The 25,512-nt window shown below is 68.0% G+C and carries 14 protein-coding genes; 6 read left to right on the plus strand and 8 right to left on the minus strand.

Annotation, left to right across the window (positions count from 1 at the left end):
• Window positions 1–5: 5 nt before the first annotated feature.
• The 3 genes from OVA31_RS20465 to OVA31_RS20475 are packed head-to-tail and all read right to left on the minus strand — an operon-like array spanning window position 6 to window position 1,337.
• Complete coding sequence (locus tag OVA31_RS20465) at window positions 6–380, minus strand: hypothetical protein (RefSeq protein ID WP_267628413.1); 375 nt, start codon at window positions 378–380, stop codon at window positions 6–8.
• Complete coding sequence (locus OVA31_RS20470; protein ID WP_267628414.1) at window positions 373–795, minus strand: organic hydroperoxide resistance protein; 423 nt, start codon at window positions 793–795, stop codon at window positions 373–375. The genes OVA31_RS20465 and OVA31_RS20470 overlap by 8 nt, the downstream gene beginning before the upstream one ends.
• Window positions 792–1,337: a MarR family winged helix-turn-helix transcriptional regulator gene (locus OVA31_RS20475; protein ID WP_267628415.1), complete on the minus strand. Its 546-nt coding sequence runs from the start codon at window positions 1,335–1,337 to the stop codon at window positions 792–794. Before OVA31_RS20475 ends, OVA31_RS20470 begins: the two co-directional genes overlap by 4 nt.
• Before the next feature lie 115 nt (window positions 1,338–1,452).
• On the opposite strand from OVA31_RS20475, the gene OVA31_RS20480 reads away from it, so the two are divergent.
• Both OVA31_RS20480 and OVA31_RS20485 read left to right on the plus strand, forming a co-directional pair.
• Window positions 1,453–1,656, plus strand: a complete 204-nt coding sequence (locus tag OVA31_RS20480; protein ID WP_267628416.1) for a hypothetical protein — start codon at window positions 1,453–1,455, stop codon at window positions 1,654–1,656.
• Window positions 1,653–3,167, plus strand: a complete 1,515-nt coding sequence (locus OVA31_RS20485; RefSeq protein WP_267628417.1) for a class I SAM-dependent methyltransferase — start codon at window positions 1,653–1,655, stop codon at window positions 3,165–3,167. Before OVA31_RS20480 ends, OVA31_RS20485 begins: the two co-directional genes overlap by 4 nt.
• Window positions 3,168–3,224: 57 nt before the next feature.
• On the opposite strand, the gene OVA31_RS20490 is transcribed toward OVA31_RS20485, so the two are convergent.
• From OVA31_RS20490 to OVA31_RS20500, 3 genes are all read right to left on the minus strand, one after another.
• Window positions 3,225–4,433, minus strand: a complete 1,209-nt coding sequence (locus tag OVA31_RS20490; protein WP_267628418.1) for a trans-sulfuration enzyme family protein — start codon at window positions 4,431–4,433, stop codon at window positions 3,225–3,227.
• Complete coding sequence (opgC, locus tag OVA31_RS20495; protein WP_267628419.1) at window positions 4,430–5,587, minus strand: OpgC domain-containing protein; 1,158 nt, start codon at window positions 5,585–5,587, stop codon at window positions 4,430–4,432. Before opgC ends, OVA31_RS20490 begins: the two co-directional genes overlap by 4 nt.
• A gap of 142 nt (window positions 5,588–5,729) precedes the next feature.
• Window positions 5,730–7,514, minus strand: coding sequence for an AMP-dependent synthetase/ligase (locus OVA31_RS20500; RefSeq protein ID WP_267628420.1), 1,785 nt, complete (start codon window positions 7,512–7,514; stop codon window positions 5,730–5,732).
• Window positions 7,515–7,748: 234 nt separating this feature from the next.
• On the opposite strand from OVA31_RS20500, the gene OVA31_RS20505 reads away from it, so the two are divergent.
• The 3 genes from OVA31_RS20505 to OVA31_RS20515 all read left to right on the plus strand — a co-directional run bounded on the left by OVA31_RS20505 (window position 7,749) and on the right by OVA31_RS20515 (window position 14,435).
• Entirely contained in the window at window positions 7,749–9,527 is a 1,779-nt protein-coding gene (locus OVA31_RS20505; protein WP_267628421.1) for a DEAD/DEAH box helicase, read from the plus strand.
• 206 nt (window positions 9,528–9,733) lie between these two features.
• Window positions 9,734–10,066, plus strand: coding sequence for a rhodanese-like domain-containing protein (locus OVA31_RS20510; RefSeq protein WP_267628422.1), 333 nt, complete (start codon window positions 9,734–9,736; stop codon window positions 10,064–10,066).
• 109 nt (window positions 10,067–10,175) lie between these two features.
• Window positions 10,176–14,435, plus strand: a complete 4,260-nt coding sequence (locus OVA31_RS20515) for an AAA domain-containing protein (protein WP_267628423.1) — start codon at window positions 10,176–10,178, stop codon at window positions 14,433–14,435.
• Window positions 14,436–14,456: 21 nt separating this feature from the next.
• Here the strand turns inward: OVA31_RS20515 and OVA31_RS20520 are convergent, their stop codons facing one another.
• Complete coding sequence (locus OVA31_RS20520) at window positions 14,457–15,287, minus strand: SIR2 family NAD-dependent protein deacylase (RefSeq protein WP_267628424.1); 831 nt, start codon at window positions 15,285–15,287, stop codon at window positions 14,457–14,459.
• Window positions 15,284–15,712 (minus strand): HIT family protein, encoded by a 429-nt coding sequence (locus OVA31_RS20525; protein WP_267628425.1) that lies wholly within the window; start codon window positions 15,710–15,712, stop codon window positions 15,284–15,286. The genes OVA31_RS20520 and OVA31_RS20525 overlap by 4 nt, the downstream gene beginning before the upstream one ends.
• Before the next feature lie 541 nt (window positions 15,713–16,253).
• Here OVA31_RS20525 and OVA31_RS20530 point away from each other — a divergent pair.
• A complete protein-coding gene (locus OVA31_RS20530) occupies window positions 16,254–25,493 on the plus strand; it encodes a type I polyketide synthase (protein ID WP_267628426.1) in 9,240 nt (3,079 codons plus the stop codon).
• The last annotated feature ends 19 nt before the right edge of the window (window positions 25,494–25,512 follow it).

Here is a 25,512-nt window from a genome sequence, read left to right on the forward strand (position 1 = left end):
GGGTCTCAGCCGCGGGCGTACAGGGCCAGGGCGACGAGCGCGGGCTGGCCGAACAGCCGGATGAGACGTTTGCGATCCGAGTCGAGACCGAACGCATCGATCTTGTTGCGGTACTGATGGATATTGCCAGGGAACACCGCGACGAAAAACGCCGCGGTCAGCGCGCCCAGCGTGCGCCGCTGTTTCGGCAGTCCGATGAGCCCGAGCCCGAGTCCGACCTCGGCGACACCGGAGGCGAGCACCGTGGCATCCGCGCCGAGCGGGACGAAGTCCGGCACCTGGGCCTGGAACTCCTTGCGCTGGAACGTCATGTGTCCGACGCCCGCGGTGGCGAGGATGACGCCCAGCGTCAGGCCGGCGACGCGGTGTGCGTCAGTCATCGGCGAGCGAGAGTGCGACGTCGATGTTGCCGCGTGTCGCATTGGAGTACGGGCACACCTCGTGGGCCTTGTCGACCAGCGACTTCGCTGTTGCGTCATCGACCGAGGGGAGTGACACCTCGAGCTCGACCGCGAGTCCGAAACCGCCGGATTCGGTGGAGCCGAGCGAAACCCGGGCGCCGACAGCAGAATCGGTCACGTCTGCGCCTGCCTGGCCGGCCACGAGTCGCAGGGCGCTGTGAAAGCAGGCGGCATACCCGGCCGCGAAGAGCTGCTCGGGGTTCGTGCCGACCCCGGAACCGCCGAGTTCCGTCGGCATGTCGAGGTCGACGTCGACCTTGCCATCGGAGGTCCGGGCATGTCCGTTACGACCGTCGCCGGTCGCCAGTGCCTCTGCCGTGTAGATCGCCTTCATGATTCGATTCCTTTCGGTGATGCGGGCGCGTCGAGGTGTCGACGCAACTCGTCGGTGAGTTCGTGCAGGGTGGTGCGGAGCGCGATGAGTGCCGCGGTGTCGAACGAGACGTCGGTGACCGATTCCGCTGGGCCCGATTCCGCTGGGCCCGAATCTCTTGCGCCGGAATCCTCCGCGGCGGCATCGGCGATCGCCGACGTGAGGGATTCGTAGACGCAATCCGCCTGTCCGCCCAAGGCGATCCCGTCGGGAGTGAGGGCAACGGTGACCGATCGCTCGTCGTCGTCGGATCTGCGACGGGTGAGGTAGCCGAGCGTCTCGAGTCGTCGGACGAGTGGTGACACGGTCCCGGAGTCGAGGTGGAGTCGCCGGCACAGCCGGCCGACCGAGATCTCGTCTTCTTCCCACAGCACGAGCATCGCGAGGTACTGCGGATATGTGAGTCCGAGTTCACGCAGACCGGGGCGCTGCGCCGCGATCACCGCACGGGATGCCGTGTAGAGGGCGAAGCAGAGCTGGTCGTCGAGTCGAACGGAGGTCACCCGTCCGACAGTAGCGCATTTAGATTGTGCACAACATGGTTGTGGGACATCTAACGTGCAATCATGCGTGTCAACCGGAGTTGACGAACCGCCGGACACTCGGCACTCTGGAGAGATGAAGACCGGAATCGACAGCGACGACGGCGATACGCCGATCGAGGAACTGACGCGGATCGCCGCGCTCCGCCGCGACATCGCCCGCGACGAAGAGGTCGCGGTGCGACGTGCGCGCCATGCGGGCCTGTCGTGGGCCGAGATCGGCACTTTGCTCGGGGTATCGAAGCAGGCGATGCACAAGAAGTATCGGAAGGTCGGATGAGCGCGGGGCAGCCGCTGACCGACGACGCGGTGGTCGGTGCGCTCGGTGTCGACCTGCGATCGGCGGGCTACAGCGCCGACGGTGTGGCCGATCTGCTGGGTGAGGAAGCGAACGAGGCGCTCGGCCGGGGGATCTGGTGGCCTGCGTTGCACGCCACCCGCCGGGCGCAGGAGGACTCGTCCCGACTCGCCACGGTGATCAGGCTCTTCCTCCTGGGTTCCGATGAAACAGAAACAGCGGTTGCACAAGCGTTTCCCACCGCCGGGATGGACGCGCTGATCGCCAACGGTGTGTTCGCCAGGTTCGGCGCCGGGATGATCCGCGCGACGCTCGACATCCGGCCCCACGCCGACGACGTCCGCGAGTACCTGGTCGTCTCGGACCAGGATGCGGTGATGAGGTCGGGACCGGTCGACCGTGAGCACGTGCTCGGCATCGGTGGCGCATCGGTGTCGTTGGCGCGCGCGGTGATCCGCACGCCGGTGCGTCGCGCGCTCGACATAGGGACCGGTTGCGGTATACAGGCATTGCATCTCGGCACCCATTGCGACGAGATCGTGGCGACCGACACCAATGAGCGGGCCCTCGCGCTCGCCGGTGCCACCGCACGACTCAACGGGATGCACTGGGAGCTACGGTCCGGCAGCCTGTTCGAGCCGGTGGCCGGCGAGCGGTTCGACCTGATTGTCTCCAACCCGCCGTTCGTCGTCGGCGCCGGCGGCCAGGATTACGTCTATCGGGATTCCGGCATGATCGGGGACGCACTGTGCGCCGACCTGATCAGGCAGATTCCCGATCACCTGAATCCCGGTGGCACGGCCCAGATCCTGGCGAACTGGATCGTGCCGAAGGACGCGGACTGGCGCGACCGGGTGCGTGGCTGGCTGGAGGGTACGGGCCTCGACGCCTGGGTCGTCCAGCGTGAGCTGGCCGACCCCGTCAGCTACATCTCGCTCTGGTTGTCCGATGCGGGAGAGTCTGCCGACACCGTCGCCGAACGCGGCGCGGCGTGGCTCGACTGGTTCGCCGACTCCGGCATCGCAGGCATCGGGATGGGACTCATCACGATGCGCCGCCGGATGGACGGTGAGGCCGGGGAGCCGGACCTGGTCGTCGAGGAGATCACCGGGGCGGGGGAGGAGGTCACGGGGTCCGAGGCCCAGGCATTCCTGGCCCGGCGCCACTATCTCCGGACCAGGTCTGACGCGCATCTGCTCAGCGCGCGGTTGTCGACTGCGCCGATCTTCCTGGAGGAACAGTCGCTGCCCGGAGAGGATGGCTGGCAACAGATCTCGGCGGCCGCGCGCCGGCCCGGCGGGCCGGGTGCCGTACTCGGGGTCGACGAGGTCTCGCGAGCGCTGCTCGCGGGTTGTCGTGGACACGTGCCGCTCGGCGCGCTGATCGACCTGCTCGCCGGCTTTCACGGGGTGGACGAGGGAGCGCTCGCCGAGGCGGCGTTGCCGGTCGTGCGGGAAGCGATCGGGCGGGGGATTCTCTACGAGGCGACCTGACGTAGGTCGCTGCCGCATTCACGTTGTGCAGCAGCACATCTCATGCCGGGCCCGTTGTCAGCCGAAGGTCGCGTCCAAGGCGTCACGGAGGTCCGATTCGAGGTCGGCGTGATCCTCGAGGCCGACCGAGAACCGGAGGTGCCCCCAGCGCCGGAACTCGGCCGGGTAGGCGGCCACCCGGGGACCGTCGGTGCCGACGTGCACGATCAACGACTCGTCGTGGCCGAGGGAGACCGCGGAGGTGATCACCCGCAGGTGGGAGACGAAGCGATTCTGGTCGTCGGGGGTCCCGCTCACCGCGAACGCCATCATCCCGCCGAAGCCGCGGCCGCCGAATTGTCGGGTGGCGAGCCGGTGTTGCGGGTGCGATCGCAGCCCGGGATAAGCGACGAACGCGATGCGCTCGTCCGCTTCGAGGAACTCGGCCAACCGCTGCGCATTCGACTGGTGCTGGGCCAGTCGCAGAGGAAGGGTGATCGATCCTCGCGAGATGAGCCACGCGTTGAACGGTGAGATCACCCCGCCCACATCGACCATCGCCTCGGCCTTGATCGGTTCGACGAGGTCGGTTCGCCCGACGACCGCACCGCCCATCGCATCACCGTGTCCATTGATGTACTTCGTGAGCGAGTGGGCCACGAGGTCGGCGCCATCGGTGAGCGGGCGGTACAACGGCGGTGGGGTGAACGTCGAGTCCACCACCAGAAGTGCATCGGCGCCGTGAGCGATGTCGGCGAGGGCCGCGATGTCGGCCACCTTCGTCGTCGGGTTGGCGACGGCCTCGGTGATCAGCAACCGGGTGGTGGGGCGCACTGCCGCGCGTACGGCGTCGAGATCGGTGACGTCGACGAACGTGGCCTCGATCCCGTACTTGCGGGGCAACAGCGACGACCAGAGCTTCCAGGTCGCCTCGTACGTGGTATCCGACACCACGACGTGGTCGCCGGTTGCGACATGGGTGAAGAAGATCGCGTGAAGGGCGGCGACTCCGGACGCGAGCGCGACGGCATCCTCCCCGTGGTCGAGCGCCGCGAGCTTCTCCTGCAACGCGATCTGGTTGTCTCCCGAGTTGCGGGTGTAGAACGGCCGGTCGGTCGCGGACCAGTTCATCGTGGACGGGTCGTCGGGCAGGCGATAGGAGTTCGCCATGGTGATCGGCGTCCGGATGGCGCCCGACGGGCCTCCCGTGTTGCCGGCGTGGACACACAGCGTGTGATCGCCGATGCCACGCAGCGGTTCCGGGCGGGATGAGCCTGACGACGTCATGGTGGCGCTCCGACGGTCTCGGCGGCCTGCGCCGCCACAATGGGTGGATGTGTGTGGTGGCTGCGCCGTTCGATCCGCCGCGCGAGGATGACCGGCAGCCGGTGGAGTTTGTCGATGTGACAGGCACTCCGGAACTCCGACCATGCCCAGCAGAGGCCGAAGACCGTGAGTACCACGCAGGTGGTCGTCAGCGATGCCCATGGTCGGTGGGCCACGTGTATCGGTATGAGTACGAGGGCGATGGCCTGCAGCACATAGGAGTCGAGGCTGCGGGTGCCGGTCATCACGAGCGGTCGCAGCCAGTCCTTGTGCCACCAACGGAGCAGCATGCGGAAGATCCCGTAGATCGCCGGGACCACGAGCCATGCACCGATCGCGCGCGCGGGCCGAAAATCCAGCTTGTCGGCGATGGCCGGCTCGAATCGCATCCACGGACCCGCGTCGACCACGAAATGGAGTATCAGCGCGACACCGATCGCGACCGCAACGATCGCCGGTAGCCACCGATCGATGAACTCGGGAACCCGCCAATCCCGCCACTTCCAACCCACCACGACCGCAGGTACGAACATGATCTGCCACGCCGCCCAGTTCTGGATCCGCGGTGCCTCCATGGTCGCCGTCAGGTAGAACCAGTCCGGCGAGAACGTCAGCGAGATCACGTACAGGGCAACCGAACCGCCGAGGACGATCGGCCACCATCCCCGCATCAACATGGGGAAGAGGACATAGGCCGATGCCATCAGCACCATGTAGAGCAACAGGATGTTTCCGCCGCTCGGCAGGTATTGCATGCGCAGCGCCAGGCCGAGTCCCTGACCCCAACCGTCGACGGGGAGCAGCAGGGTCAGCCAGCGATGGCCCTCGAGGGCCGCCGCGACCGCGATCAGCGCGATCGTCAGCTGGCACACGTAGAGGACTGCGAGTCGCTTGGTGAGTCGCCAATAGGCGAACCGCAACGAGATGCGTTCGATCCAGCGGCGGTAGACCAGCCCCAGCACCATCCCCGACAGCAAGACGAACGCCGACATCCCGTCCACATAGGGATACGCGTGCGTGGGCGCCGCGATGTGCGTGCCTGCGGCAAAGTGCAGCGAGATCATGCTCCAGATCGCGAGCCCCCGCGTCGCGTCGATGGCGAGATCTCGATTCATCGGATGACACCTTACGTTGTCGATCGTCCGGGGACGCCACGGCGACCGTGGTCACCCGCCCGACGAGAACGCCCGGCTCCCGAAGAGGGGAGCCGGGCGTCGGTCGTCGACCCGGTGGGTGTCGGCCCGTCCGGGTGGGCGATCAGGTGTAGAGATCTGCGATGGCCCGCTTCTGCGCGTCGTGGATCACGTTGCGCTTCAACTTCAGCGTGGGCGTCAGCTCGCCGGACTCGATGGTGAAATCGGTGTCCAGGATGGTGAACTTCTTGATCGCCTCGGCCTTCGACACCTTCGCGTTCGCGTCCTTGACCGCGGCGTCGATCTCAGCGGTCAGGGTCTCGTTCTGGGCGAGATCGGCGAGCGAGGTGTCGGCGGGCAGGTGATGACGCTCGAGCCAGCCCGGGATCGCTTCCGGATCGATCGTGATCAGTGCGGCGATGAACGGCTTGTTGTCGCCGACCACGAGGCACTGGCTGACCATCGGATGTGCCCGGATGGTGTCCTCGAGCTGTGCAGGGGAGACGTTCTTGCCACCGGCCGTGACGATCAGCTCCTTCTTGCGTCCGGTGATGAACAGGAAGCCGTCGTCGAGATGCCCGATGTCACCGGTGTGGAACCAGCCGTCGACGATGGATTCCTCGGTCGCCTTGGGGTTCTTCCAATAGCCGCCGAAGACCACCGGACCGTTCAGCAGCACCTCGCCGTCGTCGGCGATCCCCACCGTCACCCCGGGGACCGGGCGTCCAACGGAGCCGACACGCTGATGCTCTTCGTTGTTCGCCGTCACGGCCGCGGTGGTCTCGGACAGTCCGTAGCCCTCGTACACCGGGATGCCGACGCCGCGGAAGAAGTGTCCGAGTCGCGCACCGAGGGGTGCGCCGCCGGAGATCGCGCCCTCGCACTGTCCGCCGAGCGCGTCGCGGAGCTTGCCGTACACCAAGCGGTCGAACACCGCGTGCTTGAGCTTCAGGCCGAGGCCGGCGCCGCCGTTCTCCATCGCCTTGCTGTATTCGATCGCGGTGTCGGCTGCGCGGTCGAAGATCTTGCCCTTGCCGCCGTCGTAGGCCTTCTGCTTGGCGGAGTTGTAGACCTTCTCGAAGACCCGCGGCACCGACAACACATAATTCGGTTTGAACTTGCCGAGGTCGTCGATGAGGTTCGGGATGTCGCTGGTGTGACCGAGGACCACCCCGTTCTCCACACATCCGACCGCGACGACGCGGGCGAACACATGCGCCAGCGGGAGGAACAGCAGCGTCGACTTGCCCTCGACCAGGCCGGCGCCGACGGCGTCGCGGGTGGCCTCGCACTCGGCCAGGAAGTTGGCGTGGGTCAGGACCACACCTTTCGGCCTGCCCGTGGTGCCCGAGGTGTAGATCAGTGTCGCCGCGTCCGAGGAGAGCGCGTTGGCGTGCCGCGTGTCGAGCTCCGCGTCCCCGATCTTGGCGCCGCGCTTGGTGATCGTCGCCAGCGCGTGGTCGTCGATGACGATGGTCTCCCGCAGCTCGGGAGCTTCTTCGATGACGCGGATGTGCTTGGTGTGGTGGGCGTGCTGCTCGACGAACAGCATCGACGTCCCCGAGTCCTCGAGAATCCACTTCACCTGGTCGGGCGCCGACGTCTCGTAGATCGCCACCGTCGTGGCCCCCGCGCGCCAGATCGCATAGTCCAGCACGGTCCACTCGTAGCGGGTCGACGACAGGATCGCGACGCGTTCGCCCGGCTTGATCCCGGAGGCGATGAGACCCTTGGCCACCGCGTCGACCTCGTCGGCGAACTGTTTGGCCGTCACGTTCACCCACTGATTCCCGGAACGCTTCCGGAACAACGGCATCGTCGGGCGCTCCGATCGGTACCGGAGAATGCTGTCGACGGTCGTCGCCTTGTCCTCGATGGAAAGGTTCGACGGGGTGGAATACTGCTCCATGGCGGGCTCCCCTGTGCGCAACGAATTGGTACATAACGGACACGGGCGGGCCCGCGTGAACTCCGTCAGCTGTCTGTTGAGTGTCACTGACAGTACCAGTATCAGTGGGCGCGATCACAGGTCGGTGCATGCGTGAGCAAGGGCAGGTCGAGGCCGTGACGTCGGCGTTCGGTGAGATTCCTCGCCAGAGGCCTCGGCCGATTAGAGTGGCAGTGATGAACGGACAGATCGCACATGAGTGAGTCCACCGACGAGAAGGCCGACAACGGCGACGGCCCCGGCGTCACGTTCGACGACCTGGACATCGACCCACAGGTCCGCCAGGCGATCACCGATGTCGGATACGAGACACCGTCGCCTATCCAGGCCGCCACCATCCCGCCCCTGATGGCCGGCCGCGATGTGGTGGGCCTCGCCCAGACCGGAACCGGTAAGACCGCCGCGTTCGCGATCCCGATCCTCTCCCGGCTCGACGCCTCGGCGCGTCGCCCACAGGCACTGGTGCTGGCTCCCACGCGTGAGCTCGCCCTGCAGGTGTCCGAGGCATTCGGGCGCTACTCGTCGCACATGCCACAGGTTCGGGTGCTGCCCATCTACGGCGGCCAGAGCTACGGCGTCCAGCTCGCCGGACTCAAGCGTGGCGCGCAGGTCATCGTCGGGACGCCGGGCCGTGTCATCGACCACCTCGACAAGGGCACCCTGGACATCTCCCAGTTGGAGTATCTCGTCCTCGACGAGGCCGACGAGATGCTCACCATGGGTTTCGCCGAGGACGTCGAACGAATCCTGGCCGAGACGCCGGACTCCAAGCAGGTGGCGCTGTTCTCGGCGACCATGCCAAGCGCGATCCGTCGGCTGGCGCAGCGGTATCTCGACAACCCGCAGGAGATCACGGTCAAGTCCAAGACCGCGACGGCCCAGAACATCACCCAGCGTTACCTGCAGGTCTCCCACCAGCGCAAACTCGATGCGCTCACCCGCTTCCTCGAAGTCGAGACCTTCGACGCGATGATCGTCTTCGTCCGCACCAAATCGGCCACCGAGGAACTGGCGGAGAAATTGCGCTCCCGCGGCTTCTCCGCCGTCGCGATCAACGGCGACATGGCGCAGGCCCAGCGTGAGCGGACCATCAACCAGCTCAAGGGCGGGGCGATCGACATCCTGGTCGCCACGGACGTGGCTGCACGCGGACTCGACGTCGAGCGCATCTCGCATGTCGTCAACTACGACATCCCGCATGACACCGAGTCGTATGTGCACCGTATCGGCCGCACCGGGCGCGCCGGCCGGTCGGGAAATGCGCTGCTGTTCGTCTCGCCGCGGGAGCGGCATCTGCTACGGGCCATCGAGCGGGCGACGCGTTCGACCCTGACCGAGATCGGGTTGCCCAGCGTCGAGGACGTGAACGCGCAGCGTGTCGCGAAGTTCGCGGATTCGATCAACGCGAACCTCGGCTCGGACCACCTCGACCTGTTCCGCAAGCTCGTGGAGGACTACGCGCGCGACAAGGACGTCACGATGGCCGACATCGCCGCGGCGCTCGCGCTCGAGACCCGCGACGGCGGTTTCCTGATGGCCCCCGACCCGCCGGAGGGGCAGCGTCCCGAACGGCGCGAGCGTACGCCACGCGGATCCGGCGGCGGCCAGTTCGCCACCTATCGGATCGCGGTCGGACGTAAGCACAAGGTCTCACCGGGTGCCATCGTCGGCGCGATCGCCAATGAGGGTGGACTGTCGCGCGGGGACTTCGGCAACATCAGCATCCGCGACGACTTCTCCCTCGTCGAGCTCCCGGAGAATCTCGACAACGAGACCCTGGCGGGCCTGCGGAACACCAGGATCGGGAAGACCCCCATCGACATCCGCCGTGACTACGGACCACCGCGGTCCCGGGGCGGCGCGAAACGCGGACAGGGTCAGCGCGGCGGGCATGGGCGCGACGGCCACGGGAAACGACCGGATCACTGGGGCAAGCGCACGACGCCGAGAGTCGCCGGCCGCGGCCGTAGCTGAACGTATCCGACGAGATACCTGTGGGGTTTGGTATTTCGTGGTGCAAAACTTGCCGGATCGAGATATTTCCGTAACCTTTTGTGGTGGGGGAGCGACAGACCTCATGGGCCGCGCACATCGCGACCCGCGCCCTTCTGAGCACGGCTGAGGCCGTGCGTCAGTGGAGGTTTCAGACCGGACGACACAACAGGAACGGTGAGTCACCAGTGTCAGTGGTGGATTCGATAACAGCAGCCGACGCGAAGTCGCATTGCGAGGACGATCACGCAGTGATCGTCGATGCGCGCCCGCAGGTGGTCCGACACCAGGGCAGTCTGCCCGGTGCGGTCGTGGTGGACCCGACCGACGTCCGCGATCGGTTCAAGCCCACCCCGTCGGGAACATTCCCCATCGTGCGGGACCCCGACACCGAGATCGCCGTCGTGTCGGTGCGGTCGCAGGCACCCGCCATCGCCGAGGAGATCGCGGATCTCGGCTACACGAATGTGCGCTACGTCGACGGTGGTTTCCCCGCGCTGCGCACCGCGTACCGCGCGTAGTCGAATCCGCACGCACCGAGTCCGATTGGTAGCGTTCTGGACGTATCCACGCCAGTGAATCCAGCCGACGACGCCGGATAGGGCGGACGGAGGAGGGAACGGAACAGGCATGGCCGACGGGACCGACACGGCGCACATTGATCGAGGGCACACAGATCGAGAGCACACTGATCCAGGGCAGACCGATCAGGCCGACCAGGTGGTGCGACTGCTGGGTTATCTCCGAGAACTGGTGCGCTCCCGATCAGAAGCCGTCAGCGACGTCGAGCAGCACCCGGGCCTGGTCTGGGTGGGCAAATCGACCGACGTTCCGATACGGGTGGGTGCCGTGGCCGGTCAGGCCGTCATCGAGCTCGCGCCCGACAGCCAGGGATACGACGCCGTCTCACGCCTGATCGACGAACTGCACGACAGTCCGGAGACCCTCGAACTCGTACTGGCCAACGCGCTGGTCACGGTGCGCGACGTCGAGTCAGAGGGCGACCCCCGCATCCGTGAGCACCTGGTCACCCAGCAAGTGGTCGCCGATCGTGACGACGACACCGCGGCGATCCGCGTGACCATCGGTACCGGCGCGACGCCGATGATGCACGACACCTATCTTCTCGCCCCGATCGACGGTGTCGACCTCGCCGCCGCGGTCAAGGTGCGCGGCAAGGTCTCCGAACTCGTCAGCCCGGTGGGCACACAGGTCACCGAACTCGTGGACACCTGGCTGCAGCAGGTGCGGGACGACTCCGCCACCGTGTCGCTCTCGGTCGACATGCGTCCGGCGCTCGTGCTGCGGCGCCGCGGCGTCACGGCAGCACTCGCGTTCTACGACGCGATCCTGGCCGAGCTACGGGAGACCGCCGGTACCGAGAACGACCCGGACCGACCGGGCAGGGGCGAGGTGCCCATCGGGCTCGCGCAGTTGGTCGCCCCGATCGAGGCGCCCGAACGGCTGGCCGCACTCACACGCTCCGGTGCGTTGCCCGCCGAGGACCTCGTGCGCGACGCGCTGTACCCGCTGCCCGCGAACGTGGAGCAGCGAGATGTGTTGGCGCAATTGGGCGTCGACAGCGGCGTGGTCGTTGAGGGGCCACCGGGGACCGGTAAGACCCACACCATCGCCAACCTCACGGCGGCGCTGCTGGCCAAGGGGCAGCGTGTGCTCGTGACGAGCGAGAAGGCACACGCCCTGCAGGTGATCCGGGACATGCTGCCTCCGGAACTGCGAGGGCTCGCGGTCTCGATCGCCGATGTCGGGCAGGACGATTTCGAGGCGACGGTTTCCGGTGTGGAGGCAATCGCCGAACGCAAGGCCGGGCACCAGCCGCGGGTGGTGGCCGCGGAGATCGCCGACCTCATCGACAAGCGGGAGCAGGCGATCCGCAAGCGTGAGCGAGTGCTCCGCGAACTCTGGACGGCGCGCGAGTCGGAGACCGAGGTCCACGAATGGGTGGCCGGGGACTACCGCGGGACAGCTGCCGAGGTCGTTCGGCAATGCAACGACGACAAAGACCAGTACGACTGGTTGCCGGGTCCGGTCGAGGGGGCGTTACCCCCGCTCGACGCCGGCGAGTTCGAGGAGCTTCTCGACCTACTCCGCACCACTGCCGGTGCGACAACACGATTGGGGCAGCGGCTCCCCGATCTCGCCGATCATCTGCCCGACTCGGCCGACCTCGAGCAGATCTGCGAACGGATCGGGCGGCGGCCGCACGAGCCGATGGTCGGGAGCGGATCGCTGCTGTCGATCCTGTCCGGTGTGGACAGCCGACGATTGGTGCGGATCAAGGACGTGTGCGACCACCTCGCGGTCTCCGCAGGCGAAGTGGCGTCGTTCCCGCCGTTGGTCGCGGACATGGCCGATCGTCTGCTCGCCGGTCAGGCAGCTCATCTGTGGTCGCGGGTCACCACCCTGTCGCCGATCATCGGCGAGGCCGCCGAGCGCGACCGGGCGATCGGGGCACACGTGGTCGGAACCGAGGGTGCGCGGCCCGGCAACAGCTCGATCTTCCGCGCCGCTGCCGATCACCTCGCCGCAGGCGGGCGCTGGCGAGGCCGGCTCCTGCGGTCGGCAGAACAACGTGCCGTCGAGGAATCCGGTGTCCGGGCCACCGTCGACGGGGTCGAGGCAACCGACGAGCAGTCGTTGCGGCTCGTCGCCGACCACCTCTCCGTCTTCGACGCGGTGCAGCAGGTGCAGAAGGTGCTCGCCGACCTGCATGTCCCGGTGGACAACTCAGGATCACGGTCGGCGCAACTGAACAGCCTTGTGCGACTGGACAACCAGCTTGCGTGGATCTCCGAGCTGCTGGCAGGCCGCGACCAACTGGTTCGCGAACTCGAGGCGATCAGCCCGGGCGGCCCGCGGCCACGCAGCGTCGCCGAGGTGACCGAGGTCGCGGTGCAGGCAGGCGTGATCGCCGCCACCAACGACGCGGTTCTCGCCGAGCACGAGCTGGCCGAGTGCGCGTACAAACTCTCGGCCGAAGTGGACCGCGGACCTTCTCCGGAAGGCGATGCGCTTGTCGCCGCGCTGGCGAAAGCCGATGCCCAGGCGATCAAGTCGGCGCGGCGGGACTGGAGCGCGGCACGCGGCGAACTGGAGGCACAGACCGCGCTCGATCTCTACACGCTGCGACTGCGCAACAAGGCGCCGGAGTTCTACCGCCTGTTGTGCGACACCGCGCACGACGACAGCTGGCATGGCCGACTGCGCGACGTCGGGGCGGCCTGGTCGTGGCGTCGCGCACAGACCTGGGCTCTCGAGCGCAGCGACCCGACGCTCGAGACGCGGCTGCAGGCCGAGCTCGACGAACACGAAGCCGACATCGCACAGTTCACCGCCCGGCTCACCGCGGCCTACGCCTGGCGCGAGTGCCTGGATCGGATGAGTGTCGCGCAAGTGCAGGCCCTGCAGTCCTACCGGGACCACATGATTAACCTGGGCAAGGGATCAGGAAAGCACGCCAACCGTTTCCGGGCGGCAGCCCGGGCCGCGATGGAGCATGCGCAGGGCGCGGTGCCCGCGTGGATCATGTCGATCAGCCAGGTCGCGGAAACCGTGGACCCGCACCGCAACGCGTTCGACGTCGTGATCGTCGACGAGGCCAGTCAGGCCGACATCACCAGCTCGTTCCTGCTCTGGCTGGCCCCGCGGGTCATCGTCGTGGGCGATGACCGGCAGTGCGCGCCCACCGGGCTGTCGGGAACCACCCTCGACGACGCGTTTGCCAAACTCGACGCGCATCTGCCCGACCTGCCGCACTATCTGCGGGACGGGCTCACGCCCCGGTCGAGCCTTTTCTCCCTGCTGCGCAGCCGATTCGGTCATCTGATCCGTCTTCGTGAGCATTTCCGGTCGATGCCCGAGATCATTGAGTTCTCGTCACGTCAGTTCTATTCGGGCGCCCCGCTCCTGCCGGTGCGCCAATTCGGTGCGGACCGGTTGCCGCCGCTGCGATCGGTCGCCGTCGACGACGGTGTCGCCACCGGTCAGGGGGCGTCGGTGGTGAACGAGAACGAGGCGGCGGCGATCGTCGCGGCGCTCACCACCTGTCTGGACGACCCCGCCTACGACGGACTCGATTTCGGAGTCATCGCGTTACAGGGCACCAAGCAGGTGGACGAGATCTCCCGCAGGCTGCGTGCTGCCGTCAGCGAAGACGACTGGCGGTCGCGGCGTATCCGGGTGGGGACGCCGCCGGACTTCCAGGGCGATGAGCGGCACGTGGTGATGTTGTCCATGGTGGTGTCCGATCCGTCCGCGATCGCTCCACTGACGCGGGCCGAATCCCAGCGCCGGATCAATGTCGCTGCCTCGCGCGCAATGGATCAGATGTGGCTCTTCCACTCGATCGACCTCGAGGCGCTCAAGACGAACGATCTGAGGTACTCGCTGCTCGACTACGTCCGGGCCGGACAGGGGCCGACCAATCTGCCGATGCCGTCCGACGTCTCGGACACCGAGCGGCAGCAGCCGTTCTCCAGTCTCTTCGAGCAGCAGGTGTTCAACCGGCTCGCGGGCCGGGGCTACTACGTCGTGCCGTCGATGACCATCAACAACCGCGTGATCGATCTCGTGGTCACCGGATCCGACGCCCGGATGGCCGTCGAGTGCGATGGGGACTCGTTCCGGACCACCGGCGAGCAGGCCCGTTCGGACATGGAACGCGAACGCGAATTGCGTCGATGTGGTTGGTACTTCTGGCGAGTGCGGGAGTCCGAGTTCGAGCTCGACCCCGACCGTGCCCTCGACGGGCTGTGGGAGGTGCTCGATCGGCGCGGGGTGAAGCCGGGATCGATCACCTCCCTGTCGGTGGATGTGCCGGCGACATCCGATCATCGTTGGGACCCGATCGATCTCAGCGCGGGGGAGTGAGACGGCGCGGGACCCTGATCGTCAGTCGGTGGGTCGGACCGCGGTGACCAACGCGGGCAGGCCGATCGCGGCCGACGTTCGGATGCTGTGGGTGACTTCGCGGCTCAACGCCGAAGGCTCCGGATTGAACTCGATGACCGGGGTGCCGGCGACGATTGCCCGCTCGGGGAGTTCGGCAGCCGGATAGACGATGCCACTGGTTCCGACCACGAGTACGACATCGCTTGCGGCAAAGACGTTCTCGGCGGTCTTCCACGCGTCGGTCGGCAGCGGCTCGCCGAACCAGACGACACCGGGACGGATCGCGGACAGGCAGACCGGACATGTGGGCGGTTCCACGCGCACCTCGTGCACGGCCAGCTCCGGGTCGGCGCCGGTGCCGTGATACGGCCGCCCGCAATGGCTGCAGCGCGGAGCGAACAGGCTGCCGTGCAGGTGACTCACCACGTCGCTGCCTGCCCGCTCATGGAGATCGTCGACGTTCTGGGTCACCACCATCACCGCACGATCACGAGCCAGTTCGACGAGCGCGCGGTGCCCGGCGTTGGGCTGGGCGTCACGAATCATCCGGGCTCGCCACTGATACCACCCCCACACGAGCGCGGGATCGGCCGCCCAGGCCTCCGGCGTCGCCAGCTGCGCGGGATCGAACTCCTGCCACAGCCCGGTCTCGGCATCGCGAAAGGTGGCGATGCCGCTCTCGGCGGACATCCCGGCGCCGGTGAACACCGTGATCCATTCGGCCCGCCGAACCGCCTCGACCACCTCACCGGGCAGGTCGGGATCGATTGCGGATGCCGACGACGTCGACCGCGTGGTCGGCGGCGTTGGCGATTCGTCGCGCTCGCTCATCGGTGATCCGGTTCCAGCGCCACCCGGAGCAGGTCGGCGGTCTGGTCAGGGTCGGGGTCGCGGCGTACCACCAGCCCTTTGGCGAAGCTCAGCTTGTCTCCGTTGTGGCGGGGTACGACGTGCAGATGTGTGTGGAACACGGTCTGGAAGGCGGCCCGACCGTCGTTGACGACCAGATTGACGCCGTCGGCGCCCAGCGCGCCTGACTTCATCGCGGCGGCCACCCGTTGACCGGCGGCGAAGAGGCGGCCGCCCATCTCGGGGTCGAGGTCGGCGAGCCCGGACGAGTGCTCGCGCGGGACGAGCAGCGTGTGGCCGCGGGTGACCGGGCGGATGTCGAGGAAGCCGACGACGTCGTCGTCGCGGTAGACCGTCCGAGCGGGCGCCCGCCCGCCGACGATGTCGCAGAACACGCACGTTGCCATGTCGAGCACCCTACGTTTCCGGACGCGGGCCGTCGCGATCGGTGGCGACCGGTGACCGTCCTGGATCGAGAGTGCAGCATGTCACATAACGATTGGATAACGGATCGACGCGACTTCCGGAGGCCCCGAACGAGCGCTCGGAAACAATCCGTGATCAGGGGCGATCCGGGGGTGTTCGGTTGAGGGTTCGGTGCACACATGTGTTACTCGCGGGGTTACCCACGGGTATACCCGCGGGTCGATGTCAAACATGAGGAAAGCCTCATTTTCGTGTGTCATCATTGGGACACGTTCACGCCGACGATGACTCATAGGTGAGTCTCACGTGCAACCAAAAGTGTTGCGCGGCAGGTGTGTTCATCCAGTGTGCCACAGCGCAACACGGATAAGTGCAGCGCAGCACCGAAAAGTCCAGGCCACCGTACCGACAGACCTCAGCGGGTGATTTCTGTGCCCGCGGCTCAGCCAACGACGACAAGCCATTGACTACCCGCGACACGAGCACCCCCGCCACAGCAGTGTCGAGACAAGAGGAGAACCCGTGACCGTCGACCAATTCCGTTCAGGAGCACAGGGCGCCGCGCACTCGGACCGCCCGACCACGACGCTGATCGACCGTCTCATCGACGGCGAGCCGTATGCGATCAGTTTCGGTGGACAGGGTTCGCCCTGGCTGCCCACCCTGGCCGAACTGGTCGTCGACGCCGACCTCGAGCATCGGATCGGGAAGATCGTCGCCGCTGCCGAGCGCATCATCGATCCGGTCGCCGCCCAGCTCACCATCGCGGTGGTGGACGGTTTCCACCCGCTGACCTGGGTTCGGGCCCTCGATGCCGAAGAGCCGGTGCCCGGTGAGACAGAGCTCGCTGACTTCACGCTGTCGGGTCCGGGCGTACTCCTGACCCAACTGGCCGCCGTCGAAGCGCTGAAGAAGCAGGGCCTCGACACCACCGCCATCACGCCGACTGCCGTCATCGGGCACTCGCAGGGATCCATCGCCACCCACGCGATCGGCGCCGACGGCCAGGCCGCAGAGTCCGGCCAGGGGCTGCTGCTGGCGATCGCACACCTCATCGGCGCCGCCGGCACCCTCGTCGCACGTCGTCGCGGATTGGCGACCACCACCGACGGCACCCCCATGCTCGCCATCAGCGGTGCCGTGCCCGCACGCATCGAGGCGATCCTCGCCGAATACCGCGCCGGTCTGAGCGAGTCCGAGCTGGCCTCGGCCCCCGTCGTCGCGATCCGCAACGGCCGTCGCGCCGTCGCCCTCTCCGGTGCACCTCGCCATCTCGCCGCGTTCGCGGCGCTCTGCGAGCGCATCGCGGCCGCCGAGACCGACGAGCGCAAGCGCAAGGTCGCGGGTGGGGCGCCGTTCGCGCCCAAGTTCGATCACCTGAACGTCAGCGTCGCCTTCCATCACCCGACCATGGCCGAGGCCGTCGACCTGGTCGCGGAGTGGGCCGACGAGTGCGGGATCGATCGCGACACCGCGATCGGCCACGCCAAGTCCATCCTGGTCGATCCCGTCGACTGGGTCGCGACGGTCGACGAGGTCGTCGATGCCGGCGCCAAATGGATCCTCGACTTCGGGCCCGGCGACCTCGCCACCCGCCTCACCTCATCGCTGGTCCGCGGTCAGGGCGTCGGTCTGGTGTCGCCTGCGCTGCGCGTGGGTCAGCGGAACCTGTTCAGCCCGGGCGGAATCCCCGAGGTCGCCCGGCCCTGGACGCAGTTCGCCCCGCAGCTCGTCGAGCTGCCCGACGGCCGCAAGGTCGTCGATACCGCATTCACCCGGCTGACCGGTCGTTCACCGATGCTGCTGGCAGGCATGACCCCGACCACCGTCGACCCCGCCATCGTCGCTGCGGCCGCCAACGCCGGACACTGGGCCGAGCTCGCCGGTGGTGGGCAGGTCACCGAGCAGATCTTTGCCGACAACGTCGCACGCATGACCGATCTCCTCGAGGACGGCCGGCAGGCACAGTTCAACGCGCTGTTCCTCGACCCCTATCTGTGGAAGCTGCAGCTCGGCGGCAAGCGCCTCGTGCAGAAGGCCCGCGCCCAGGGGGCCCCGATCGACGGTGTCGTCGTGTCCGCGGGCATTCCCGAACTCGAGGACGCTGTCGCGCTCGTCGACGAGTTCGTCGAGGCAGGCCTCCGCTTCGTCGCCTTCAAGCCCGGCACCGTCGAGCAGATCCGCGCAGTGGTCCGCATCGCCGCCGAGGTGCCCCATCACCCGGTCATCGTCCAGATCGAGGGCGGCCGCGCGGGTGGCCACCACTCGTGGGAGGACCTCGACGATCTGTTGCTGGGCACCTACAGCGAACTACGGGCCCGCAACAACGTCGTGATCTGTGTCGGTGGCGGCATCGGTACCCCGGAACGGGCGAGCGAATACCTCACCGGCGCATGGTCGTCGGTCTACGGCTACCCGTCGATGCCGCTCGACGGCATCCTGGTCGGTACCGCCGCGATGGCCACCAAGGAGGCCACCACCGCCCCCGAGGTCAAGCAGCTGCTGGTGGACACGGTCGGCTGTGACGACTGGATCGGGGCCGGGCACGCGACCGCAGGCATGGCGTCCGGGCGTAGCCAGCTCGGTGCCGACATCCACGAGATCGACAACACCGCGTCGCGCTGCGGTCGCCTGCTCGACGAGGTCGCCGGTGACGGCGACGCCGTCGCCGACCGCCGCGACGAGATCATCGCCGCCATGGCCGACACCGCCAAGCCGTACTTCGGCGACGTCGCCGATATGACCTACCGGGCATGGCTGGACCGCTACGCGACCCTCGCCGTCGGCGACGGGCGGTCCGATCAGCTGCCCTGGGCCGACATCACCTGGCAGCAGCGGTTCACCGATATGCTCCAGCGCACCGAGGCCCGGATGAGTCCCGTCGATTCGGGGGAGATCCCGACGATGTTCGCCGGGTCCGGCAGCACCGACGATCCCCACTCCGCGATCGATGCACTCGGCAGCGTCTACCCGGAGATCGAGACCGACGTCCTGCATCCCGCCGACGTCGCGTTCTTCCTCGAGCTCTGCCGCACCCCCGGCAAGCCGGTCAACTTCGTGCCCGTCATCGACAAGGACGTGCGCCGCTGGTGGCGCAGTGACTCGCTGTGGCAGGCCCACGATGAGCGCTACCCGGCCGATGCGGTGTGCATCATCCCCGGTCCGGTGGCCGTCTCCGGCATCACCCGCGTCGATGAGCCGGTCGGCGAGCTGCTCGACCGGTTCGAGGCTCAGGTCGTGAACGATCTGCGCGACGCCGGCACGGACTCCGTCGCCGTCGACACCCGCAAGCGTGCCGGTCTGGTGGACGGCGACGGCACCATCGTGGCCGTGCTCGAAGCCGACGACGTCGACTGGGTCGGGCGCATGGTGCCCAATCCCATTGCGCTGCTGGGCGACCGCGATCGCTGGACGCTCGTGGACCCGGATCGTGCCGAGCACGAGCCGACGGGTTCGGTGCTCGAGCACGTGGCCGAGGATCGTTACGACCTGGTGACGCCCATCTCGGGTTCCTCGGTCCGGATTCCGCTGCACATCGACGCCGGTCTGCTCGACGGCGGCAACCCGCGGGTCGGGATCGACGAGGCCGCGCAGGCCATGCGTGAGATCCTGACCGTCGCCGCCGGTGGCGAACTCGCGACCGTCGAGGACGGCGTCGCGGTCACCACCGTGTCGTGGGACCCGGACAGCGTTGCCGACCACGCCGCGGTGACCGGCTACACCCTGCCTGCCAACCTGCGTCCGACGACCCCGACCGAACCGTTCGGCTTCGCGGTCCCCGACACCCTCGTCGGCGCGAGTTGGCCCAGCGTCTTCAGCCTCATCGGTGCCGCCCGGACCGAATCAGGGGCTCCCGTCGTCGAGGGTCTGCTGGACCTGGTCCACCTCGACCATGCCGTCGAGCTGGTCGGCGAGATCCCTGCCACCACAGCAGAACTGACCGTCACCGCGCGGTCCGGCGCGGTGTACGACTCCGAGGTCGGCCGCGTGGTCGAGGTCGGTGTCGAGGTGGCAGGCCCGACCGGTCCGATCGCCACGATGACCGAGCGGTTCGCCATCCGCGGACGCCTTGGTTCGGCGGAACTCGCCGACCCGGTCCGGGCCGGCGGCGCCTCCGACGACGAGCGGGCGGCCACTCGCAAGCTGCTCCGTTCCGCCACCATCACCGCACCGAGCCGGATGACCGGTTTCGCCGCGGTGTCCGGTGATCGCAACCCGATCCACACCGATGTCGCGGCCGCCAAACTGGCCGGGCTCGGCGACCCGATCGTGCACGGCATGTGGCTGTCGGCAGCCGCCCAGCAGGTGGTCACCGCCACCGACAGCAAGCACCCGACCCCGTCGGCCCGCCCGTTGGTCGGCTGGACCGCCCGGTACCTGGGCATGGTGCGCACCGGCGACTCCATCTCGATCCGCGTCGACAGGGTCGGTCTCGATGCCGGCCGTGAGGTCGTCGAGGTCACCGCGAAGGTCGGCGACGACCTCGTGATGGCCGCCACCGGTCTGCTGGCCGCGCCGCGTACGGTCTACGCCTTCCCGGGCCAGGGCATCCAGAGCAAGGGCATGGGACTCGACGCCCGGTCGCGGTCGAAGGCCGCACGGGAGATCTGGGATCGCGCCGACAAGCACACCCGCGACGCTCTGGGCTTCTCGATCCTGGCGGTGGTGCGCGACAACCCGACCACCCTGGTCGCCAACGGCACCACCTACAACCATCCCGACGGAGTGCTCTACCTGACGCAGTTCACCCAGGTCGCCATGGCGACCCTGGGTGTCGCGCAGATCGCCGAGCTCAAGGAGGCGGGTGGTTTCGTCGAGAACGCCATCACCTGCGGTCACTCGGTGGGCGAGTACAACGCGCTCGCGGCGTGTGCCGGGGTGCTGCCGCTCGAGGCCGTGCTCGAGGTCGTGTTCCAGCGCGGTGAGGCCATGCATCACCTGGTCCCCCGAGATGACCTGGGCCGCAGTGACTACCGCATGGCGGCGATCCGCCCGAGCCAGTTCGGTCTGGCCGATGCCGACGTCACCGGTTTCGTGACGGAGGTCGGAGAGTCGGTCGGCGAGTTCCTCGAGGTCGTGAACCTGAACCTGCTCGGCTCGCAGTATGCGATCGCCGGCACGGTCCGTGGCCTCGAACACCTCGAAGACGAGATCGAGCGTCGTCGCAACGAGTTCGGCGGCAAGAAGTCCTTCATCCTGGTGCCCGGTATCGACGTGCCGTTCCACTCCACGGTGTTGCGTGAAGGCGTGCCGGAATTCCGGTCCAAGCTCGAAGGCCTGCTGCCGGAACACATCGATCCGGAGATCCTGGTCGGTCACTACATCCCCAACCTCGTGCCCCGGCTGTTCACCCTCGATCGCTCCTTCATCGAGGAGATCGCCGCGCTGGTGCCGTCCGATCCGCTCGATGCCGTTCTGGCGGACTGGGATTCCTGGTCGGACAAGCCCGGACAGCTGGTTCGCGTCGTCCTCATCGAGCTGCTGGCCTGGCAGTTCGCCAGCCCGGTCCGCTGGATCGAGACCCAGGAACTGTTGTTCGCCGGACCGTCGCGTGACGGCCTCGGGGTTCAGAGATTCGTCGAGATCGGCCTGAAGGGCGCCCCGACCCTCGCCGGACTCGCCACCAACACCCTCAAGCTCGACGACTACGCCGCGGCGACCACCGAGGTGGCCAACGTCGAACGCGATTCCGATGTGATCCTGGCCAAGGACTCCGGTCCCGAACCCGAGGACGAGGTCGACGAGGGTTCGCAGGCGCCGGCCGCCGAGGCCACGGCAGCAGAGGCCGCGCCGACAGCTGCGCCTGCCGCCGCACCGGCACCGGCAGCAGCCGCATCAGGGCCCCGACCGGACGACATCTCGTTCGGGCCTGCCGACGCGGTGAAGTCCGTGATCGCGCTGTGGACCAAGATGCGGACCGATCAGATCGGCTCCGCGGACACCATCGAGGCGCTGTGCGACGGCGTCTCGTCACGCCGCAACCAGCTCCTCCTCGACATCGGCGGCGAACTCGGACTGGGAGCCATCGACGGTGCGGCCGAGGCCGACATGAACGCGCTGTCGTCGACGGTGGAGACGCTGGCACGCGGTTATCGCCCGCTGGGCCCGGTGCTCAGCGACGCCGTCGGCGACCAGGTCCGCAAGGTGCTCGGGCCCCTGGGCAAGCGGCAGTCCTACATCACCGATCGTGTTTCCAACGTGTGGCAGCTCGGACCCGGCTGGGGACTGCACGCCACGGTGGCGGTCGCCCTCGGTACCCGCGACGGCGCCAGCGTCCGCGGCGAGGATCTCGGTAACCTGCTCGACGGCGCGCTCGCCAACGCGGACGCGCTCGATGCCCTGATCGATCGTGCGGTCACCTCGGTCGGTGCGGAACGCGGTGTCGCCGTGGCCAAGCCGGCCGCCGAGAGTGGTGGCGGCGCAACGGTCGACGCGGCAGCGCTCGGTGAGTTCACCGAACAGATCACCGGTCGCTCCGGTGCGCTGGCCTCGGCCGCCTATACCGTGCTGGAGAAGCTCGGCCTGGCCGAGATCAACGCCGCGGGCGAGGTGGTCGACGACCCGAACGTGGCCATCGTCGAGCGTGTCAGTGCCGAACTCGGCTCCGACTGGGCCAGGACCGTCGCCCCGGCCTTCGACACCGCCAAGGTGGTGTTGGTCGACGACCGCTGGGCCACCAGCCGCGAGGACCTCGTCCGGATCTGGCTGACCGACGAGCACGACCTCGACACCGACTTCGAGGGTGTGGTCGGTCGGTTCAACGGCGCAGGCCACACGGTTGCGACGCACGCCACCTGGTGGCAGGGCAAGGCACTGGCATCCGGAAACGCCGTGCACGCACGCACGTTCGCCGCCATCGCCAGTGCGGCGGAGCAGCCGGGCGTCGGGCAGTGGTCGAACGAGATCGCCGTCGTCACCGGTGCAGGCAAGGGCTCGATCGCCTCCGGCGTGATCGCCGGGCTGCTGGCCGGCGGCGCAACGGTGATCGCCACGACCTCGCGCCTGGACTCCGGCAAGCTCGCGTTCTACAAGAAGCTCTACCGTGAGAACGCCCGATACGACGCGGCATTGTGGGTGGCGCCCGCCAACATGGCGTCCTACACCGACGTCGACGACCTGGTCGAGTGGATCGGTGCAGAGCAGACCGAGAACCTCGGTGGCACCACGTCGGTGATCAAGCCGGCGATGAAGCCGACCCTGCTCTTCCCGTTCGCCGCGCCCCGGGTGGCCGGTGATCTCACCGATGCCGGCGGTCGTGCCGAACTGGAGATGAAGGTTCTGCTCTGGTCGGTCGAGCGGATGATCGGTGGACTGGGAGAACTGCACGCCGATCACGACATCGCCGCCCGCGTCCACGTGGTGCTGCCCGGTTCGCCGAACCGCGGCATGTTCGGCGGCGACGGCGCCTACGGCGAGAGCAAGGCGTCGCTGGACGCGCTGGTCACCCGTTGGGCGGCCGAGGACTCCTGGAATCAGAAGACCACCATCGCGCACGCCCTCATCGGATGGGTGCGCGGAACCGGTCTGATGGGCCACAACGACGGGATGGTCGACGCCGTCGAGGCGGCGGGTGTGCGCACCTGGAGCACGGCCGAGATGGCCGCGAACCTGCTCGGCCTGTGCACCACGGAGCATCGGCAGCACGCCCGCACCGAGGCGATCGTCGCCGACTTCACCGGCGGTCTCGACCCGTCGATCGACCTCAAGGCACTGGCCGGTGCGGCCGCCGAAGCGGCGGCCGACGAAGCCGAGGAGTCCGACGACGAGGTGACCACCGTGGCGGCGTTGCCCGCCCCGGCCCGCGCACCGAAGGGGATGACCCCGCAGTGGCCGTCGATCGACGCCCGTCCGGAGGATCTGGTCGTCATCGTCGGTGCAGGCGAGCTCGGGCCGTACGGCTCATCGCGGACTCGGCTCGAGATGGAGGTCGACGAGAAGCTCTCCGCCGCAGGCGTTGTGGAACTCGCCTGGAACACCGGACTGATCCAGTGGGACACCGCGCCCAAGCCGGGCTGGTACGACACCGAATCCGGTGACCCGGTGCCGGAGAGCGAGATCGCCGAGCGCTACCACGACGAGGTCGTGTCGCGCTGTGGTATCCGGCGCTACGCCGACGAGGGTGCGATGGTCGACAACACCTCGCCGTTGCTCACCTCGGTCTTCCTCGACGAGGACCTCACCTTCACGGTGAGCTCCGAGGCGGAGGCACGAGCATTCGCCTCGGCCGCCCCGGAGAAGACGCGGATCGTGGAGAATGCGGAGACCGGCGACTGGCAGGTGACCCGACTCTCGGGCACCGAGATCCGGGTGCCGCGACAGTTCACGTTGTCGCGCACCGTCGGCGGTCAGATCCCGACCGGTTTCGACCCGACCCGCTGGGGTGTCACCCCGGACATGGCCGAGTCGATCGACCGTGTCGCACTGTGGAACCTGGTGGCGACGGTCGATGCGTTCCTGTCCTCGGGATTCACTCCGTCGGAGCTGATGCGGTGGGTGCACCCCGGTCTGGTCGCCAACACGCAGGGCACCGGTATGGGCGGCATGACGTCGATGCGGGAGCTCTACATCAACACCCTGCTCGGCGAGTCCAAGGCCAACGACATCCTGCAGGAAGCCCTGCCGAACATCGTTGCCGCACACGTGGTCCAGTCCTATGTCGGCAGCTACGGCGCGATGATCCACCCGGTCGCCGCATGTGCCACGGCAGCCGTCTCGGTCGAGGAGGGCGTCGACAAGATCCGTCTCGGCAAGGCGATGTTCGCGGTGGCCGGCGGTTTCGACGATCTCGGTATCGAGGGCATCGTGGGCTTCGGTGATATGTCCGCGACCGCGGAGTCGGCCGCGATGTCGGCACGAGGGATCGACGAGCGCCGGTTCTCCCGGGCCAACGATCGTCGTCGCGGCGGGTTCGTCGAATCCGCAGGCGGCGGAACGATCCTGCTGGCCCGCGGCGACGTGGCGGCGCAGATGGGTCTGCCGGTCCTCGGCGTGGTCGCCTGGGCGCAGAGCTTCGGTGACGGTGTGCACACCTCGATCCCGGCCCCCGGCCTGGGTGCGTTGGGCGCCGCACGTGGCAACGATGCCTCGCCGCTGGCCTGCGCGCTCAGTGCGCTGGGCGTCAGCGCCGATGACGTCGCGGTGATCTCCAAGCACGACACCTCGACGCGGGCAAACGATCCCAACGAGTCCGAGCTGCACGAGCGGCTCGCCTCCGCGATCGGTCGCGGTGACGGCGCTCCGCTGTTCGTGGTGTCGCAGAAGTCGCTGACCGGCCATGCCAAGGGCGGTGCCGCTGCCTTCCAGCTGATCGGGCTGTGCCAGCTGCTGCGCGACGGGGTGATCCCGCCGAACCGCAGTCTGGACTGTGTCGACGAGCAGATGCGCGACTACCCGCACCTGGTGTGGCCGCGTGAGACCCTGAACCTCGGCGAGCGGTTCCCGCTCAAGGCGGGTCTGCTGACCAGCCTCGGGTTCGGTCACGTCTCCGGTCTGATCGCCGTGGTCCACCCGGAAGCCTTTGTGGCGACACTGGATTCGGAACAGGCCAAGGTCTACCGGCAGCAGGCCGCGGAGCGCGCCCGCAAGGGCAACCACCGTCTGCTGGAGGCGATGTGCGGCGTCGAGCCCGCTTACCAGCGTCCGCCGAACCGCCGGTTCGACAGCGCGGCCGACGAGCACGATGCCGAGGCCGAGCTCCTGCTCGACCCGTCGGTGCGGCTCGCGGCAGGTGGCAGCTATGTCCGCGCCGGCGGAGCGGAGTGAAGCCCGAGTCTGATGCGGC

The sequence above is a fragment of the Gordonia sp. SL306 genome (assembly GCF_026625785.1).
In the GTDB taxonomy this organism is placed as follows: Bacteria; Actinomycetota; Actinomycetes; order Mycobacteriales; family Mycobacteriaceae; genus Gordonia.

Excerpts from the sequence above, each read along its gene's own strand:
- OVA31_RS20515 (WP_267628423.1), top strand. The coding sequence starts at position 10,176 with ATGGCCGACGGGACCGACACGGCGCACATTGATCGAGGGCACACAGAT.
- OVA31_RS20520 (WP_267628424.1), bottom strand. The coding sequence starts at position 15,287 with ATGAGCGAGCGCGACGAATCGCCAACGCCGCCGACCACGCGGTCGACG.
- OVA31_RS20485 (WP_267628417.1), top strand. The coding sequence starts at position 1,653 with ATGAGCGCGGGGCAGCCGCTGACCGACGACGCGGTGGTCGGTGCGCTC.
- OVA31_RS20465 (WP_267628413.1), bottom strand. The coding sequence starts at position 380 with ATGACTGACGCACACCGCGTCGCCGGCCTGACGCTGGGCGTCATCCTC.
- OVA31_RS20490 (WP_267628418.1), bottom strand. The coding sequence starts at position 4,433 with ATGACGTCGTCAGGCTCATCCCGCCCGGAACCGCTGCGTGGCATCGGC.
- OVA31_RS20525 (WP_267628425.1), bottom strand. The coding sequence starts at position 15,712 with ATGGCAACGTGCGTGTTCTGCGACATCGTCGGCGGGCGGGCGCCCGCT.
- OVA31_RS20470 (WP_267628414.1), bottom strand. The coding sequence starts at position 795 with ATGAAGGCGATCTACACGGCAGAGGCACTGGCGACCGGCGACGGTCGT.
- OVA31_RS20500 (WP_267628420.1), bottom strand. The coding sequence starts at position 7,514 with ATGGAGCAGTATTCCACCCCGTCGAACCTTTCCATCGAGGACAAGGCG.
- OVA31_RS20505 (WP_267628421.1), top strand. The coding sequence starts at position 7,749 with ATGAGTGAGTCCACCGACGAGAAGGCCGACAACGGCGACGGCCCCGGC.
- OVA31_RS20480 (WP_267628416.1), top strand. The coding sequence starts at position 1,453 with ATGAAGACCGGAATCGACAGCGACGACGGCGATACGCCGATCGAGGAA.
- opgC (WP_267628419.1), bottom strand. The coding sequence starts at position 5,587 with ATGAATCGAGATCTCGCCATCGACGCGACGCGGGGGCTCGCGATCTGG.